Raw genomic sequence first — 16,712 nt, forward strand, 5'->3', positions numbered from 1 at the left:
CCGACGCGACGGTGCTACGCAGCGCCCGGCGGGCCGCAGCGCGGTTCGATGTCCGTTTTGTGAGGGCTCACGAGGACGCTCCGATACCGTTCGGTCGGCGGTTTCGACGGAAGGGATGATGCTATGGCCAGCGACGGTTTTCTGCCGCAGGCGTTGTCGAGTTCGATGCGGAGTTTGGCGGGTGGAGTCCCACCCGCGCCGCTCGGCACGATCTTCGTACTGGGGACCGACGGCGGCTTCGCCGTCCCGCCGAGGGAATTCACCATGTACTTCGGCAGATCCGCGGACGACGTCCATGTACCCGTCGGGGTCTGTGACGAGCGTGTCAGCCGTAGACACGGCGCCTTCGAGTACGACGGACAACAGTGGCGGATCAGCAACTTGGGGCAGCTGCCGATCGAGTTTCCCGGCGAGGCGCTGCTGCTGAACGGCCAGCAGAGGGCCATCGAACCCGGCTACACGCCGATGTTCATCGGTTCCAGGAAGGAACGGTCGCATCTGCTGGAGGTTCATGTGGTCCGTGCCCACACCGAGAATTCCACCGAACGACAGCACAGCCGCACCGTGCCGCCGAAGGCGTATCCCTTGAGCACGGACGAGAGATTGGTTCTGACCGCCCTCGCTCAACGGTATCTGCGCCAGGAACGCTTCCCGCAGCCCCTGTCGTGGCGGCAGGTGGCCGAAGAGCTGAACAGCCGCCCGGATGAGCGGATGTGGTCACCCAGGACTGCGTCCTACATCGTCGAGGTGGTGCGAAATCGGCTGGCGATCGCCCCCGATCCGATCGATGGGATCCGGACCGAGGACGGAATCGGTGAACCTGTCGGTAATACCTTGAGCCACAATCTCATACAGGCTCTGCTACGATCTGCGACACTGGCAGCGGCAGACCTCCGAATGCTCGACAACACCCTCGACGACGACTCGGCCGAGCCGGTGTGACGGTAGCCCGACGAAATCTCCACGACGGCGGCAAGATCCGCCGCGGCGACACAGAGGTGCTGGAAGATGGCCCTGCGGCCAGGAGACACATTCGCCGGATACATCATCGAAGGCATTCTCGGCGTCGGCGGCATGGGCATCGTCTATCTGGCCCTGCACCCACGGATCGAAAAGCGCCGCGTGGCGTTGAAGGTTCTCGCCGACGCGCTCGCAGGCAATGCGGCTGCCCGTCGCGCTTTCGACCGGGAGGCGGCGTTGGCGGCCGACCTCCAACACCCCAACATTGTCACGATCCACGACCGGAACCCGGCCGATGATCCAGCATTGTGGCTATCGATGCGTCATGTCCCTGGCGGCGACGTCAAGGCGCTGCTCGCTGATTCGCCGCAGGGATTGTCACCGGAATTGGTGCTACGGCTGCTCTCCGATGCCGCCGACGCACTGGACTTCGCTCACTCCAGGGGTATCCTGCACCGCGATGTCAAACCGGCGAACCTGCTGATCGAACAGGTATCCCACGGTGGGCTGCGTGCTGTGCTGTGCGATTTCGGTATCGCGCGCGCACTCGACGAGACAGCGACTGCCTCGGCGATGGCGGTGACCTTCGCCTATGCGGCGCCGGAAAGGTTCATGGACAGCAAGGTCGATCACCGGGCGGATATCTATTCCCTCGGCTGCACTCTCCACGAACTTCTCACCGGACAGGTTCCGTACCCGCTCGACACCCAGGCCGCGGTCATGGGTGCACACCTTCGAGCCGACCCTCCGTCACCGCACGGCATCCGACCGGACCTTCCCGTAGCGCTCGATGCCGTCATCGCGAAAGTCCTGGCCAAGAAGCCCGACGATCGATATGCGAGCTGCGCCCAGTTCATCGAGGCGACGCGACGATCACTCACGGGCACGGCCGATCTGCCTGGATCCGGCGGTACCCACGCCACCATGGCCGCACCACCTGCCGCTGAACCGACGCCTCCTGTGACCGGCACGACGCGGGTGCCCACGGACACGGCGGCAGACGGATGGGTTCCCGCTTTCCGGCTCGACCTCGACTACCACCACCGGTCACCGACCGAACAAGCTCGGCCGATCACGACCGGTACCACAGGTGAACACTCCGAATCGTCCCCTCCCACCTCGGGCATGAGGTCGGCAGGCGCTCACAACAGCGGAGTTCGCCGGAGCACGCTGCCCGCGAAGTCCCCGATACGCCACCGATTGACGGAACCGATGCTGCCAGGGCCGGGCGATCGGCAGATCGAACTCGGACAGACGTGGGGGGTGGGCTTTGTGGTCTTCCTGGTCTTGACTCTCATGGTCTGGGGCATTTCGGCGAACGGCACGAGCGACGACGATGGCGCGACACCCAGTGCGTACAGAACGACCCAGGCGTTGGACGAGCAGGCCGCCTACACTCGAACGGCGTCGCCGAGTACGACACCGGCGGAGCGCAGCAGCTCGGATGCCACGACGACTACCCGCCGACCCACCACATCGGCGTCGGCGACCTCGGCCATCGATCGGAGCACGGCGGTGACAACGACCACACCGGCGGCGCGGCCGCGACCGCGCGCGTTGGTGGGTGACTGCATAGCGGTGAACGCCACCGGGAATCTGACGCACGCTGGTTCCGACTGCGAGAACGGAGACCGTCCCTACAAGGTCAGCGCGATATTGTTTCCAGACGACCCCGACTGGGAATGCCCGGATTCGAGAGATGGCTTCATTGTCGATGAGGGTTACGGCCTGTGCCTCACCATCTTTATGGTCGCGAACTATTGTTACCGCCTGACCGACCCCCAGGGTCCCATCCTCCCGGCGTCGTGCTCGCCCGGAAACTTCGTTGCCCTGCGTACCACACGATCGGTGTCCGGATGCGGCGGACATGCCTCCTTGTCATTCCACGGGGACTCGATCACCTATTGCATCCGATATCTCTGACGGCCATCGCGGCGAACGTCGTCGAGCTCGATCTCGCCCTGGACGATCGTTTCCCGGTCCCGAGCTGACCGGTCGGGCCCGGATCCGGGTGGGATCCGGCCCCGATCCGGCTGTGCGCTACTCGTCCTCGTCGGTGATCAGCGCCCAGCCGTCGGGCAGTCCCGTCACGGTGACAGCGGACCCGCAGACCTCGATATCGACGGTGACCTCGCCGAGCCGGAACTCCGACATCCGCACGCATCCCCAGGACGGCGGCACCTGCGGCCGCAGGGTCAGGGTCCGGGCCGGCACATCGGGGTCGAGCCCGAGGAACGAGCGCACCAGCAGCAGCGGCGCCGCACTCGCCCACGCCTGCGGCGAGCACGAGGTGGGATAGGGCACCGGCGCCGCGAAGCGGGTACGCGGGAAACCGCAGAACAACTCGGGCAGCCTGCCGTCGAACGCCGCCGCGGCGTCGAGCAGTCCGGCCGAGAGCTTGGTCGCCAGTTCCACCGCGCCCGGCACGTGCTGGTACCGCATGAGCCCGGCGACCGCGATCGCCGTGTCGTGCGGCCATACCGACCCGCTGTGATAGCTCATCGGGTTGTAGGCGCCCATGTTCGACGCCAGGGTGCGCAGTCCGAAGCCGGAATCCATCTCCGCCTTGGCCAGGTTCCTGATCAACAGCTCGGCGTGCTCGTCGGTGGCGATGCCCGACCAGAGACAGTGCGCGGCATTGCTGGTCAACGCGTCGACCTGCCGCTTGCTGCCGTCCAGTGCCACGGCGTACCAGCCGCACTGGGGTAGCCAGAACTGCTCCGCGAACTTGGTCCGCAGATCGGCGGCGCGTTCGCGCATGCGACCGGCCAGCGCGGGATCGTCGAACGCGTCGGCCAGCTCCGCCCTGGCCAGGTACGCCGCGTACACATACCCCTGCACCTCGCACAGCGCGATCGGTGCCTGCGCGATATGTCCCGCGGCGTCGTTGATCCCGTCGAAGCTGTCCTTCCAGCCCTGGTTGATCAGACCGCGATCGGTGGCGCGCACGTATTCGACGAAACCGTCGTCGTCGCGGTCACCGAAGTCGGTGATCCAGCCGATCGCCGCGTCCGCCGCGGGCAGCAGGGTCGCGATGGAGGCCGGTTCGGCGCCCCAGCGCAGGCATTCGGCGAGCAGCATCACGAACAGCGGTGTGGCGTCGACGGTTCCGTAGTAGATCTGGCCGCCCAGCACCTGCCCGACCGCGGGACCGCGCCGCATCTCGTGCATGATCCGGCCCGGTTCCTCTTCCACCAGCGGATCGACCGTCTGGCCCTGCAATTCGGCCAGCTGCTGCAGCGTGCCGAGCGCGAGATCGGTCTCCAGCGGCAGCGACATCCATGCCGTGAGCAGGGAGTCCCGGCCGAACAGGGTCATGAACCAGGGCGCGCCCGCCGCGACGAACGGCCTGCCGGTGCCCGAGTCGGGCTGGATCTGCAAGGCGCCCAGGTCACTTTCGCTGCGGCGCAGTATCTGGTTGAGCAGTCCGGAATCGGCGGCGATGTCGGTGGCGGTGGCCCGCCACGCCTGGATCTTGCGCACCGGCTCACTGGCCCGGTACCGCTCGCCCGGGGTGCCCTGGGTCTGCGGGCGCTGCGCGGCGCCCGCGGGCTGGGCGGTGATCTCGGTCTGCCAGCGTCCGCCCGCGGGGACGACGACGCGCCAGATCATGGTGCCGTTCAGCACCATCGGCTCGACGGTCGAGGTGAGCGCGAGCCCGCGCGAGAGGTCGGCCCGGTCGTGCAGCAGCAGCTCGCCGTCGGAGGTCGTCATCTCCGCCCGGTGGCCGTTCATCCGGCCTTCCTTCACCGAGAACAGGTCGACGAAATCGGCGTCGACGTGCAGCTCGATCACCACCGCGGTGGCCTCGCGGCTCATGTTCTCCAGCGTGATGAGCTCGTGCATGCCCTCGGCGACGAGGCGATCGCGCACGACGAGCAGGGTGCTGTCGGCCCTGCCCTGCTGCGGCGGCCTTCGCTGCACGAACCGTGCCGCGAAGGCCTCCGGGCTCAGCACAGACAGCGGTTCGGGCCGTCTGCCGTCGATCATCAGCTCCCAGCGCGAAATCACCCTGGCGTCACGGAAGAACAGGCCCTGCGGCTTGCCCGGCTCGATGTCGCCGAGCCGGTCGGACAGGCAGAAGGTGCCGCCTTCGACGAGGGTGACGTTGCCGCCGTTGCCGCCGAGTCCCGCGGGTTCCCCCGCGTTGAGCGGACTCGGCGGCGACGCGCTGTTCAGGCTCATACGCGCCCGCTGACCGCCGCCCCGAACGGCATCGGCATCGCGAACGCGTTGCCGTACCCGATCGTGGTGCGGGCCAACAATTCCCGGTACACCTGCTCGTAGCCACCACCGAGAGTGTCGGCGCCGAAATTCGCCTCGACGTGCGCCCGGCAGTCCGCCGGATCGAACGTCGCGACTTCCGCGATGGCGCCGGGCAGCTCGTCCGGGTCCTCGCAGATGCGTCCGGTGACGCCGTCGACCAGCACCTCGGCCACCGCGCCGCCGCGCAACGCGACCACCGGCGTTCCGCAGACCATTGCCTCGATCATCACCATGCCGAACGGCTCCTCCCAGCGAATGGGGAACAGCAGACACCGAGCTCCAGCCAAGAGTTTACGCTTGGCCGCCGCGTCGGCGAGACCGAATACATGATCGTTGTCGGTCAGCCGTGGGCGCACGTACTCCTCGAAGTAGGTCTTCTCCAGCGGCTCGGAACACTTGCCCGCCAGGATGAGCGGGATTCCGGCCGCGTGGGCGGCGTCGAGCGCCAGATGCGGGCCCTTGTCCATCGTGAAGCGGCCGAGGAACAGCGCGTAGTCCTGCTTCTCGGTCTGGAACGGCCACAGATCCGGCCGCAGCGCGTTGTGCACGCGGCCTGCCCACGGCAGGTCGGGCGCGAGTTCGCGCTGCCGGTCGCTGATCGAGACGAGCGAGCATTCCTCGCCCAGTTCGCGGTAATAGCGGTAGCAGTCGTCCTGCACGGGTCCGTGCACGGTGACCACGGTCGGCAGGCCGAGATTGGCGTAGGCGGGCGCGTTCAGCGGGCCCGCGAAGGTGTGATCGTGGACCAGGTCGATACCTTCGGTCTCGGCCAGGCGCTCGATCGCGCGGCGCACCCGCAGGGCGTGCACCACCTCGGGGAACGGATCACCGAGTCGTTCCGGGACGATCCGGTCCCACAGCGGGACGAAATTCGCCTTGGTACCCGGCTCGCCCGCACCGAACAGGGTGACGTGATGGCCGCGCTCACAGAGCGAATCGACCAGATCGGCTACGACGGCCTCGACGCCGCCGTACGCCTTGGGGGGCACATCGAAATACGGTGGAACCACCATCGCGATCCGCAGTGGGCCGCCGTTGTGCTCGATCGAGTAGAGATCGGACGTGGAGAACCCGGTCGGCGACATTGCCGACGTATCTGCACTCATGACCTTCCTTCCAGGGACACAACCTCGCAACACTTGCGCGAACAAGAGATGGCCGCCTCGGCGGGGTGGAGACGAGAGCTTCACCGCCGTCCATGGGGCATGGTTGGCCTGGTCAGACGTGGAGCGCACCGCATGGGTGCCCGCCTGAACAGAGGGGCCGTAGTGGAAGGTACCCCGCTACCGGGGAGTAAACCAGTGGGTTGCTGGGTTTTCGCTTCGGCGATTCCGCGCCGCGACAGGAGATTACGCCGTCAGAGGCGGTCTACGGCGTACAGAATTTCGGTTCGACCGGATCGACGCATGGGATGTTGCCGAACTCGGTCATGGTAAGCCTGGCCTTACCCCGCGTCAGATAGTCCAGGAACTGAGCGATCAGCGAATCACCGGCGACCGGTCCATGAGTGTAGGCGTACTCGACACCGGTGAAGCGGTAGGCGCCGGAACGGATCGTGTCGGGCGTGGGAGCCACCCCGTCGATCGTGACGGCCGCGACCTCACCGCCGACCGCCGAGGTCTCCAGATACCCCACGGCACCAGGTATTTTGGCAACGAACGTAGCCACTTCCTCGGTCACGTCGACCTCACACTGCTCGCCCCCCGCGGCCATCCCGAGGCAACTGGTGTAGCGGAACACCTTGCGGTTGTCCTCGAGCAGTCTGGACTCCAGCGCGCGGCGCGTCCCCGAGCCCGCGGTCCGGTCGATCAGCACCACCGGCAGATCGGGCCCGCCGATCTGGTTCCAGTTCCTGATGCTTCCGCGGTAGAGGTCCCTGACCTGCTGAGTCGTCAGGTCTTTCAGCCCGACACCCGGGTGCACGACCATGGCGAACGACGCGCGGGCCAGCGACTGCTCGGTGAGCACCGCGAACGAGGTGCCCTTCGACCCGTCACCGATCGCGAGCATGTTCTGCGTCGGCCCCGCTTTGGCCAACGCGCGCAGCCCCGGCTCGGTGCCGGCGAAGTCGAACCGGAATCGCGCACCGGTACAGGTCTTCTCGTAGTTCTGCGCCGCCTTGCGGATCATCGGCGCCATCGCGGTGGAGCCGACCACGGTGAGATCGCCCGCGGCACAGTCGCGCGGCGGCGGATCGCCGCGCAGGACGGTGGCCAGCAATTGCACCATCACCACCAGGGCGAGAAACACACTCAGGCCGAGCAGTGCGGGTTCCCGCCGGGAACGGCTGGTGGTCTCGACGAACCTGCCGCCCTTGAGGCTGCCCGCCTTGCTCACCACCTTCTCCGCGTTGACGTCTTGCGGATCGGGCGCCGGACCCTCCAGCACAGCCAGCACCTTGTAGTGCTCACCGCGTTCGAGCCGTTCGCTCGGCAGCACGATCCGCGCGGCATTGTCCGCGCCTACGCTGGGAGCCAGCTCCCGCAAGGCATCGCTGAGCGCGGTCACCGGTTGCCCCGTGCGGTTCACCCGCTCGGTGACCTCGAGCGCCCGGATCGTGTGATGCGGGAAGAGCAGTCGTGGACTCTCGCCCGCGGCGTAGTCGTCGTCCTCGATCACCGTTGAGCCGTAGTTCTCGATCCGGATCAGCACCACCGACACCGGCTCCGCCGCCGAGCTGCCCCCCTGTGCCGCTGAACCGTTGGCGTCGGTGAGCTGGATCCGGCTGGCCGGCGTGTTCATCTGCACGCGGTAGCCGAGGCGCTTGCGGCCGACGAAAACGAACTCACGAAGAAAAGTGGCCGTCGCAACGAACAGACCGAGCGTCGACAGCACGATCTCGACCGGGAACTCCCCCATCGGCTCCCCTCCCCACACACCGGATGCCTGTATCCGACTGTCTACCAGGTCGATTCGTGACCACAATGCCCGACGCCAGGTGTTCGTCGGCTTTTCACCCGGTGGTCGTCGTGCACCAGGTCAGCAGCTCGTCGACCGGCCAGGTGTTGATCACCCGGTCGGCGGTGACGCCGTGGGCCAGCGCCCGCTCGCATCCGTAACCCTGCCAGGACAACTGGCCGGGGGCGTGCGCGTCGGTGTCGATGCTGAAGTGGCAGCCCATCTCCACGGCCAGGTCGATGAGGCGGCCGGGCGGGTCGCGGCGTTCGGGGCGGCAGTTGATCTCCACGGCGGTGCTGTACTTGCGGCAGGCCTCGAAGACGAGTTCGGCGTCGAAGGTGGATTCGGGGCGGGTGCCGCGGCCGCCGGTGACGAGGCGACCCGTGCAGTGGCCCAGCACGTCGACATTCGGATTCGCGACGGCGTAGACCATGCGTTCGGTCATGGTGGCGCTGTCGGCACGCAGATGCGAATGCACGCTGGCGACAACGACATCCAGGCGTTCGAGCAGATCGGCACGCTGGTCCAGGGTGCCGTCGTCGAGAATGTCGACCTCGATGCCGGTGAGGACGCGGAAGGGCGCGAGTTGTTCGTTGAGTTCGGCGACCACGTCGAGCTGGCGCAACAGGCGTTCGGCGGACAACCCGTTGGCGACGGTCAGACGCGGCGAATGATCGGTCAGCGCGCAGTATTCGTGGCCGAGCGCGGCGGCGACGCCCATCATCTCGGCGATCGGGCTGCCCCCGTCGGACCAGTCCGAGTGCGTGTGCAGATCACCGCGCAGCAATGTGCGCAGCGGGTCACCGGCCGGTCCGACAGGTTGCGCGGCGCTGCGCAATTCGGCCAGATAATCGGGAACCTCACCGGCATACGCCTGTTCGATGACAGCGGCGGTCTTGGGCCCGATGCCGGCAAGCTCACGCCAGCTGTGCTCGCTCGCCCGGGTCGCCCGCTCGGCGTCGGACAGGGCGGCGACGACGTCGGCGGCGCGGCGGTATGCCTTCACCCGGTGGGTCTCCGCGCGAGAGCGTTCGAGCCAGAACGCGATCTCACGCAGGGCCGCCACGGGCCCCGGGCCCGCCGCCGACGCCATGGGCGCTACCTGATCCGGCCGTACTTGAGGAACGCGACGCCGTCGGCGTACACGCGGCTGGTGATCACCCGGAACCGTTCCGGCGCGGGCAGTTTCGTGCCACCGCCGAACAGCGGGCGACCGGTGCCGAGCACCACCGGATGCAGTTTGAGGAACACCTGGTCGATCTCGGGCAGCAGCGCCTGCGCCAGCTCACCGCCGCCACACAGCCAGATGCCGAGTCCCGCTTCGCGTTTCAGCTCCCGGACGGCGGCGACCGGATCGGCAGTGATCAGCTCGACCCCGGGCGCGGGCGACTCGGGCAGCGTTGTGGACACCACGAACTGCCGCAGGTGCTCGTACGGGCTTGCGGTGCCGGTGCGCACCCCGAAATCGTGGGTCTTGCGGCCCATGATCACGGTGTCGAAGTACACGTTGCCCGCCGCGATGCCGCGCGACTCGCGCACCTTGGTCGGCAAGGTCTCGGGGTACTGCGAGGAGATCGATGGCCCGTGGTCGCCGCCCACCGGGAAGAAATCCAGGGTCCCGTCCTCGGCGGCGATGAACCCGTCGATCGTCGATGCCACGAAATAGGTCAGCTTGCGCATAACGTCCTCCTGCACGGACCCGGTCCGAAACGACCTGTTATGGGCAACGGTAGCGCGCCTGGCTCCGCTGCGCCGCGCCTTCCGCTGACACTTGGGCCGGAGAACAGCCGTGAGCTGCTGGCCTTGATTAGGTTGCGGCATACGACGTTGTTGTTCGATCCGGCCTCACCCACACCGCCCAAAAATAGCTATGCGCTATATGCTGCTCGACGTGACGATGGAGACGGTGCGCTACACCTACCGGCTGCGACCCGGCGCTCGAGCGTCGGCCGCACTGGAGGCCGAGTGGCACCGTTGCCGGTTCCTCTGGAACGAGGCCGTCCACCAGCGGAGGTCCGGGCGTAAGCCAACACTGTGCAAGTTGTCGAAACTGCTCACCGACGCCCGCAAGACGACGGCGTGGTTGCGAGAGGGCTCGCAGGTCTGTCAGCAACAGACATTGCGCGCCTATGCGTCGGCGTTGCAGCACTCGTACCAGGTAAAAGGACGGGGCAAGCCGACGGTCAAGAAGCGCAAGACGGCGCTGCCGACATTGGAGTACACAACACGTGGGTTCTCGATCCGCGACGAGCGACTGGCACTGCCGAAGGGTATGACGATTCCCGTGGTGTGGTCGCGCGCGCTGCCGGCCGAGCCCACTTCGGTTCGCGTCTACCGCGATTCGCTAGGGCACTGGTACGCGTCGTTTGTCGTCCGTCGCGAACGCCGACCTGCCGCTGATACCGACGGCGCGGTCGGTATCGACTGGGGCGTCACCACCACAGCGACCGCGAGCGATCCGAGGTTCGACTTGCCGTACCATGGCTACCGCAAACGCTGTGCTGCCGAGCTGGCCAAGGCCCAACGGAAGATGGCCCGGCGTCGTCGCCCGAAGGGGCAAACTCCGTCGAAGGGCTACCAACGGGCGCGGCGCGAGGCGGCGAAGCTGCACAAGAAGGCTTCCCGGCAGAACGTGCACACCACGCGCCACTGGGCGCGGAAGGTCATCTCCGACAACGCTGTGATCGTGGTGGAGGACTTCAAACCACGCTTCTTGTCCCGGTCCACGATGGCCAGGAAAGCCGCCGACGCCGCCATCGGCACGGCCAAACGAGAGTTAATTGAGCAAGGAAAGCGGGCGGGCCGGAAGGTAGTGCTGGTTCCACCCGCCTACACCACCATGACCTGCGCGTCGTGCTTGGCGATAAACAAGCGGCTCGACCTGGGTCACCGGACCTTCCGGTGCGCGTACTGCGGCCATGCCGCAGACCGCGACCGGAACGCCGCCAGAGTGATTCTGGCCATGGTAGAGCCCGACCGTGCCGCCGTTGACGCTGTAAGACATCGGCTACCTCTCTCCGAGGTATCCGATGCGAGCCGAGTCGGAAATCCCCCGCCTTCATGCGTGGGGAAGGGTTAAGAATTGCTCGCGGATCGCTTCCAAAATCTGGCGTGTTTGGGTCAGCGCGGTGTACCGCATGACCGGACATTGGGATCGATCGAGGGCCGTTCCGCTCGGGTTCTTGGGTAGCCTTCGAGCGTGGGAGCGGAACGGGACGCGGACGGCTGGCTGGAGGAGACGAGGATGTCGTACGACACCGTCGCGACAACCTATGCAGACCTCACCCGTCACCTACTGGACGAAACACCCGAAGAGCGCTCAGCCTTGGCTTCTTTCGCCGATATCGTGCGTACCCAGGGCTGGGGGCCGGTTGCGGATGTGGGTTGCGGGGCGGGGCGGATCACCACCCACTTGCGCCTACTGGATGTCGACGCCTTCGGAATCGACCTGTCGCCCAGAATGATCGAAGTGGCCCGCCGTGATCACCCCGGCCTCCGGTTCGACATCGGCTCCATGACGAACCTCGCCCTCGCGGACGCCTCGATAGCCGGCGTGGTCGCGTGGTATTCACTGATCCACGTTCCCGATGGCGAGCTCGGTTCTGTGTTCGACAACTTCCAGAGAGTGCTTCGCCCGGGTGGGCCATTGTTACTCGGCTTCCACGTCGGAGACGAGTCGCAGTTGAAAACCCGAGGCTACGGCGGGCACCCGATGCATCTGTACATCTATCGGCGCCAGCACAGCCGAATGCGCTGCCGGCTTCGCCGTCGAGGCCAACAGAACTCTGACCTCGGCCGAAAGTCCACTCGGCGGGATCATTCTCGCGCGCCGCAAGATCGCCGCCCCTGAAAACTGAATCACTGCTTCTGCGACATCGGATATCTCCCTGTCACGATCATCGATAAAGGGCAACTCGCCGTGACGTCGGAGTTCAACGACTGTCCAGATCCGTCCACTTCGACGTAGATCCCGTTGCTCTGCGACTGGATCTACCTTGCAGATTCACCGGATCGGCTGGCATCTCGGGCAGAAATGGGACGAGCGGTTCATGAATGGGGCCCGCTCGATCGGAGTTCCGCACCGGCTGCATGGCTCGTCAACGCGGCCATAAACCTCGAGTCTTCTGCTGAAGTACCCCGATTCGCCGTTCACATTCACATACAGCGCGTCGAAGGAGGTGCCGCCGACGGCCAGCGCCTCGGTCATGACCGCGGTGACACTGTCGAGCAGGACGCGCACCACCGGCCGGGTGAGGTCGGCGGCGATCCGGGTGCCGTGCAGCCCGGCACGCCACAGCGCCTCGTCGGCGTAGATGTTGCCGATGCCCGAGACGACGGTCTGGTCGAGCAGCACCCGCTTGATCTCGGTGTTCTTGGCCCGGATCTTCGCCACCACGGCTTCGCGGTCGAAACGTGGATCCAGCGGATCACGGGCGATGTGGGCGACCGTGTCCGGGACGACGGTGCCGTCGACCTCGACGAGGTCGGCCAGCGCCCAGCCGCCGAAGGTCCGCTGATCGACGAACCGCAGTTCGCTGCCGTCACCGAGAGCGGCGCGAATGTGGGCGTGCTTCTCGACGGGGGCGCCCGCGGGCTGCACCAGCATCTGACCGCTCATCCCCAGATGGACGACCAGCGCGGCATCGGGTTCGTCGAAGGTGAGCCACAGGTACTTACCGCGACGCCGCGCGCTCTCGATCTTCAGCCCGGTGAGCCGGGCCGCCAGATCGACACCACCCGCGACGTGCCTGCGCACAGCTCGCGGGTGGGTGACGGTGACGGAATCGATGACACGGCCGACCGCGTGCTCGGCCAGACCGCGCCGTACCACCTCGACTTCGGGCAGTTCGGGCACAGATCAGATTTCGTCGGCGACGGATTCGTCGGTGAGTGCCTTGTAGGCGGTGCCTGCGGCCTTCTGCTCGGCTTCCTTCTTGGAGCGGCCGACACCCTGACCGTACGGACTACCGGCGATCACCGTGGTGGCGGTGAACTCCTTGTTGTGGTCCGGGCCGGTGGAGGTGATCTCGTAGTTGGGCACTCCGAGTCCGCGTTCGGCGGTGAGCTCCTGCAAGCTGGTCTTCCAGTCGAGGCCCGCGCCCATGCGGGGGCCACGCTCGAGGAGTTCGGCGAACAGGCGAAGCACGACGCCACGGGCCACTTCGATGCCGTGCTCGAGATGCACGGCGCCGAGCAGGGACTCCATGCCGTCGGCGAGGATGCTCGGCTTGTCGCGGCCGCCGGTGAGCTCTTCGCCCTTGCCGAGCAGCAGGTACTGACCGAGTCCGCCGTCACCGAGACCACGCGCCACCTCGGCGAGCGCGTGCATGTTCACCACACTGGCGCGCAGCTTCGCGAGCTCACCCTCGGACTTATCCGGGTGCTCGGTGTAGAGACGCTCGGTGATGCTGAGGCCGAGCACCGAGTCGCCGAGGAACTCGAGGCGCTCGTTGGTCGGCAGGCCGCCGTTCTCGTACGCGTACGACCGGTGCGTCAGCGCGAGGCGCAGCAGCTCCGGTCGTACGTCGACACCGAGGGCGGTGAGCAGGCTGGCGTGATCGGCCGAACCCGCTGTGTCTTTGCTGGCTGTCACGAATCAGACAGCAGAGGTGACCTGGCGGCCCTTGTAGGTGCCGCAGGACGGGCACGCGATGTGCGGGAGGGTCTTCTCACCGCAGGCACGGTTCGGGCAGGTGACCAGGGTCGGCGCGGTGGCCTTCCACTGGCTGCGCCGCGACCGGGTGTTGGAACGGGACATCCGGCGCTTGGGAACAGCCACGGCTACTTCTCCTCTGTGTTTTCGCTGACCACGTCGGCATCGTTTGCCACGGGAGCGGATCGGTCTGGGGTGGTGGAACCCTCAGCGGGGTCGCCGGTGCCGGGCGCCTCTGCGGCGAAACTCGCCAACTTGGCCCAGCGAGGGTCCAGTATCTCATGCCCATGATCAGGACCCGCAATCGCCATCCGCACACCGCACTCGGGGCACAGGCCCGCGCAGTCCGGGGTGCACAGCGGCTGCAGCGGAAGCTCCAGGCCGATGGCGTCGAGGATCACCGGCTCGAGATCGATGAGGTCGTCTTCCATGCGGTAGACCTCGTCGTCCTCGGTCGTCTGCTCGGTGGTGCTGTCCGGATACGCGAACAGCTCCGTCAGACGAATCTCCACCTGGTCGTCGAACGGTTCGAGGCAGCGCGAGCACTCCCCCACCGTCGGCCCGGACGCCGTGCCGGTGACCAGCACACCTTCCGAGACCGCCTGCAGCTGCAGATCGAGTTCCACCGCGGCGTCGGCCGGGATGGCGATCAGGTCGAGACCCAGCCGCTCATGGTCGGTGACGGTGCGACGCAGCTCCCGCATGGTTCCCGGCCGACGGCCGAGACTGCGGACATCCAGCACGAAGCCCGCGTCGGACACAGGACCACTGGTCTTGTGCGGACGCGACGGCGAACCGGAAGCGGCGGGCATCACTGACTCACTTACTTCTGAGGGGATTTGGGCAACCACTCAACAGTACGGCAGGACCCCGTCGGAACTCAAAACGCGTGCGCGCTCAGCGCCGGTGGTCGGCGACGTATTCGGGGTATTCGGGCGCCTGACCGCCACGCATGTGCTGACGGCCGCGGGTGACCGTGCGGCGGGTGGTGGCCAGCGTCTCGCCGAGCGCGGCGAGCTTGCCGTCGAAATCGGCCATCTGCTCGTCGACGTAGTCGTCACATTCGGCGCGTACCCGGTCGGCCTCGGACTGGGCGTCGTCGATCAGGCGCGCCGACTCGGCGTGCGCGGCCCGCACGACCTCGGTCTGGGCGACCAGCCTGGCCTGCTCGGCCTTGCCGTCGGCGACCGAGCGCTCGTAGGAGTCCTTGCCCGCCTGAATGGCCCGGTCGGCGTCGATCTGGGCGCGGCCGGTGAGCTCGTCGTATTCGGCGTTGCCGTCGGCGATCACCTGGCCGGCCTCGGCCTGCGCGGTCGCGACCAGGCGGTCGGCGTGCGTTGTCGCCTCGGCGACCATCCGGTCGGCGTGCGCCTTGGCGTCGGCGAGGATGCGGTCGGCCTCGGCGCGGGCCTTCTCGATGGTGGTACGCGCCTGTTCGTTGGCGGCGGTGACCGTGGCCTCGGCGCCGGTGCGGGCGTCACCGACGATCTTGTCGCGGTGGTCGAGAACGTCCTGGGCGTCGTCGAGCTCACCGGGCAGGGCGTCGCGGACGTCGTCGAGCAGTTCGAGGACATCGCCGCGGGGCACGATGCAACTGCGGGTCGGCGGGATGCCGCGCGCCTCTTCGACGATGGCGACCAGCTCGTCGAGTGCTTCGAATACGCGATACATGCTCACTACCCTCCTGCCGACTAACGGCGCAACCACTACCGCCGTGGCCCAGTCTGCCTGCCTGCGGCGCGTGTTCCGAATGTCGTCGCGGTGTGTCGCGACAGTGTCCTAGATCGCACAGATATCAAGTGGAGTGAACCCCTCCACTTCCGCTACCATCGGAGGGCACGACAACGCCGTCCGCCGGGAAGCACTGCACGTTTATTGCTGTTGTACTCCTCGACGTTCGTTCATTGCGATCGGAGTCGACCATGACCGTTCTGGAAACACCGCGAAGCGCGGTGTCGCACGTCGCGGGCATGTTCACTCCCTGGATCGGTCCGTACCCCCTGCCCGCGCCGCGCGCGTCGGCGCCGACGGCGCGTCCGCAGGTCGACCGGGCGCTGGTCTACCTGCGCGGTGATCGCGCACTCCCCCAGCTCATTCGCTTCGCCCTGGTCGGCGGATTCAGCAATGTCGCCTATGTGCTGCTGTTCTTCGCCATGCACGGCATCGGCCCGCTGATCGCCAATGTGGCCGGCTCGGTGGTCAGCACGGTCATCGCCAACGAACTGCATCGCCAGCTCACCTTCCACGCCGCCGACCGCGTCACCTGGTTCACCGCGCAGTGGGAGGGCGGCGGACTCGCGCTGCTCGGGTTGGGCATCACGACGGCAGGCCTTGCCGCGCTGGGCGTGTGGGCCCCCGGCCTGGGCGACAGCGTCCAGGCGCTGGCGGTCCTGGCCATCACCGCGGCGGTCGGCGGAATGCGTTTTCTCGCCCTGCGCGGCTGGGTCTTCTAAGCGCGGCGTTCGGCCAGGCGGTCGAGCAGGCGCTTGTGCACGGCGGGCGGGAGCATGTCGCTGACATCGCCGCCGAGGGCCGCGACTTCCTTGACCAGTGAACTGGACAGGAAGCTCAGCGACGGGTTGGTGGCGATGAAGAAGGTGTCGACGCCGGCCAGCTTGTGGTTCATCTGGGCCATCTGGAGTTCGTAGCCGAAGTCGCCCGCGTCGCGCAGGCCCTTGACGATCGCGGTGACGCCCTCCTGCTTGGCGAAGTCGACCGTCAGGCCCTGCCAGGACGCGACACGCACGTTGGGCAGGTGGGCGACCGCTTCGCGCAGCAGTTCCATGCGCTCCTCGACGGTGAACATGCCCTGTTTCTTGGGGTTCACATTGACGGTGATGATCACCTCGTCGAACTGCGCGGCCGCGCGGGCGAACACGTCGAGGTGACCGTTGGTGACCGGGTCGAAGGAGCCGGGGCACAGTGCTGCAGCCAT

The 16,712-nt window shown here is 67.0% G+C and carries 16 protein-coding genes; 5 read left to right on the forward strand and 11 right to left on the reverse strand.

Annotated features, from left to right (window positions below):
* The first annotated feature begins 123 nt into the window (after positions 1 to 123).
* Both ACWF82_RS00005 and ACWF82_RS00010 read left to right on the forward strand, forming a co-directional pair.
* Positions 124 to 942, forward strand: a complete 819-nt coding sequence (locus ACWF82_RS00005; RefSeq protein ID WP_452496371.1) for a hypothetical protein — start codon at positions 124 to 126, stop codon at positions 940 to 942.
* A gap of 66 nt (positions 943 to 1,008) precedes the next feature.
* On the forward strand, positions 1,009 to 2,883 hold the full coding sequence (locus ACWF82_RS00010; RefSeq protein ID WP_452496373.1) for a serine/threonine-protein kinase: 1,875 nt from the start codon (positions 1,009 to 1,011) through the stop codon (positions 2,881 to 2,883).
* Positions 2,884 to 3,000: 117 nt separating this feature from the next.
* Here ACWF82_RS00010 and ACWF82_RS00015 read toward each other — a convergent pair whose 3' ends face one another.
* From ACWF82_RS00015 to ACWF82_RS00035, 5 genes are all read right to left on the reverse strand, one after another.
* Positions 3,001 to 5,145 carry an amylo-alpha-1,6-glucosidase gene (locus ACWF82_RS00015; protein WP_452496375.1) on the reverse strand — a complete coding sequence of 715 codons (2,145 nt, stop codon included), beginning with the start codon at positions 5,143 to 5,145 and terminating at the stop codon, positions 3,001 to 3,003.
* Positions 5,142 to 6,311, reverse strand: a complete 1,170-nt coding sequence (locus tag ACWF82_RS00020) for a glycosyltransferase family 4 protein (RefSeq protein ID WP_452496975.1) — start codon at positions 6,309 to 6,311, stop codon at positions 5,142 to 5,144. Before ACWF82_RS00020 ends, ACWF82_RS00015 begins: the two co-directional genes overlap by 4 nt.
* A gap of 283 nt (positions 6,312 to 6,594) precedes the next feature.
* The gene (locus tag ACWF82_RS00025) at positions 6,595 to 8,085 is read right to left on the reverse strand and encodes a PstS family phosphate ABC transporter substrate-binding protein (RefSeq protein ID WP_452496377.1); all 1,491 of its coding nucleotides are present in this window, start codon (positions 8,083 to 8,085) and stop codon (positions 6,595 to 6,597) included.
* Positions 8,086 to 8,179: 94 nt separating this feature from the next.
* Positions 8,180 to 9,217 (reverse strand): PHP domain-containing protein, encoded by a 1,038-nt coding sequence (locus ACWF82_RS00030; RefSeq protein WP_452496378.1) that lies wholly within the window; start codon positions 9,215 to 9,217, stop codon positions 8,180 to 8,182.
* Between the two features lie 5 nt (positions 9,218 to 9,222).
* Positions 9,223 to 9,804, reverse strand: coding sequence for a dihydrofolate reductase family protein (locus ACWF82_RS00035; RefSeq protein ID WP_452496380.1), 582 nt, complete (start codon positions 9,802 to 9,804; stop codon positions 9,223 to 9,225).
* A gap of 190 nt (positions 9,805 to 9,994) precedes the next feature.
* On the opposite strand from ACWF82_RS00035, the gene ACWF82_RS00040 reads away from it, so the two are divergent.
* Together ACWF82_RS00040 and ACWF82_RS00045 are read left to right on the forward strand one after the other, a co-directional pair.
* On the forward strand, positions 9,995 to 11,203 hold the full coding sequence (locus ACWF82_RS00040) for an RNA-guided endonuclease InsQ/TnpB family protein (RefSeq protein WP_452496382.1): 1,209 nt from the start codon (positions 9,995 to 9,997) through the stop codon (positions 11,201 to 11,203).
* A 165-nt stretch (positions 11,204 to 11,368) separates the two neighbouring features.
* The gene (locus tag ACWF82_RS00045; protein ID WP_452496384.1) at positions 11,369 to 11,974 is read left to right on the forward strand and encodes a class I SAM-dependent methyltransferase; all 606 of its coding nucleotides are present in this window, start codon (positions 11,369 to 11,371) and stop codon (positions 11,972 to 11,974) included.
* Positions 11,975 to 12,127: 153 nt separating this feature from the next.
* Here ACWF82_RS00045 and mutM read toward each other — a convergent pair whose 3' ends face one another.
* The 5 genes from mutM to ACWF82_RS00070 all read right to left on the reverse strand — a co-directional run bounded on the left by mutM (position 12,128) and on the right by ACWF82_RS00070 (position 15,448).
* Complete coding sequence (gene mutM / locus ACWF82_RS00050) at positions 12,128 to 12,979, reverse strand: bifunctional DNA-formamidopyrimidine glycosylase/DNA-(apurinic or apyrimidinic site) lyase (RefSeq protein WP_452496385.1); 852 nt, start codon at positions 12,977 to 12,979, stop codon at positions 12,128 to 12,130.
* Between the two features lie 3 nt (positions 12,980 to 12,982).
* Complete coding sequence (gene rnc, locus ACWF82_RS00055; RefSeq protein WP_452496387.1) at positions 12,983 to 13,717, reverse strand: ribonuclease III; 735 nt, start codon at positions 13,715 to 13,717, stop codon at positions 12,983 to 12,985.
* A 3-nt stretch (positions 13,718 to 13,720) separates the two neighbouring features.
* Entirely contained in the window at positions 13,721 to 13,903 is a 183-nt protein-coding gene (rpmF, locus tag ACWF82_RS00060; protein ID WP_040708879.1) for a 50S ribosomal protein L32, read from the reverse strand.
* Between the two features lie 2 nt (positions 13,904 to 13,905).
* A complete protein-coding gene (locus tag ACWF82_RS00065) occupies positions 13,906 to 14,589 on the reverse strand; it encodes a YceD family protein (protein WP_452496389.1) in 684 nt (227 codons plus the stop codon).
* 85 nt (positions 14,590 to 14,674) lie between these two features.
* Positions 14,675 to 15,448 carry a DivIVA domain-containing protein gene (locus ACWF82_RS00070; RefSeq protein ID WP_452496391.1) on the reverse strand — a complete coding sequence of 258 codons (774 nt, stop codon included), beginning with the start codon at positions 15,446 to 15,448 and terminating at the stop codon, positions 14,675 to 14,677.
* 251 nt (positions 15,449 to 15,699) lie between these two features.
* On the opposite strand from ACWF82_RS00070, the gene ACWF82_RS00075 reads away from it, so the two are divergent.
* On the forward strand, positions 15,700 to 16,230 hold the full coding sequence (locus tag ACWF82_RS00075; protein ID WP_452496392.1) for a GtrA family protein: 531 nt from the start codon (positions 15,700 to 15,702) through the stop codon (positions 16,228 to 16,230).
* Here ACWF82_RS00075 and coaD read toward each other — a convergent pair.
* On the reverse strand, positions 16,227 to 16,712 hold the full coding sequence (gene coaD, locus ACWF82_RS00080; RefSeq protein ID WP_452496394.1) for a pantetheine-phosphate adenylyltransferase: 486 nt from the start codon (positions 16,710 to 16,712) through the stop codon (positions 16,227 to 16,229). The two genes, ACWF82_RS00075 and coaD, sit on opposite strands and share 4 nt — an antisense overlap.

The sequence above is a fragment of the Nocardia sp. NPDC055053 genome, from assembly GCF_053608285.1.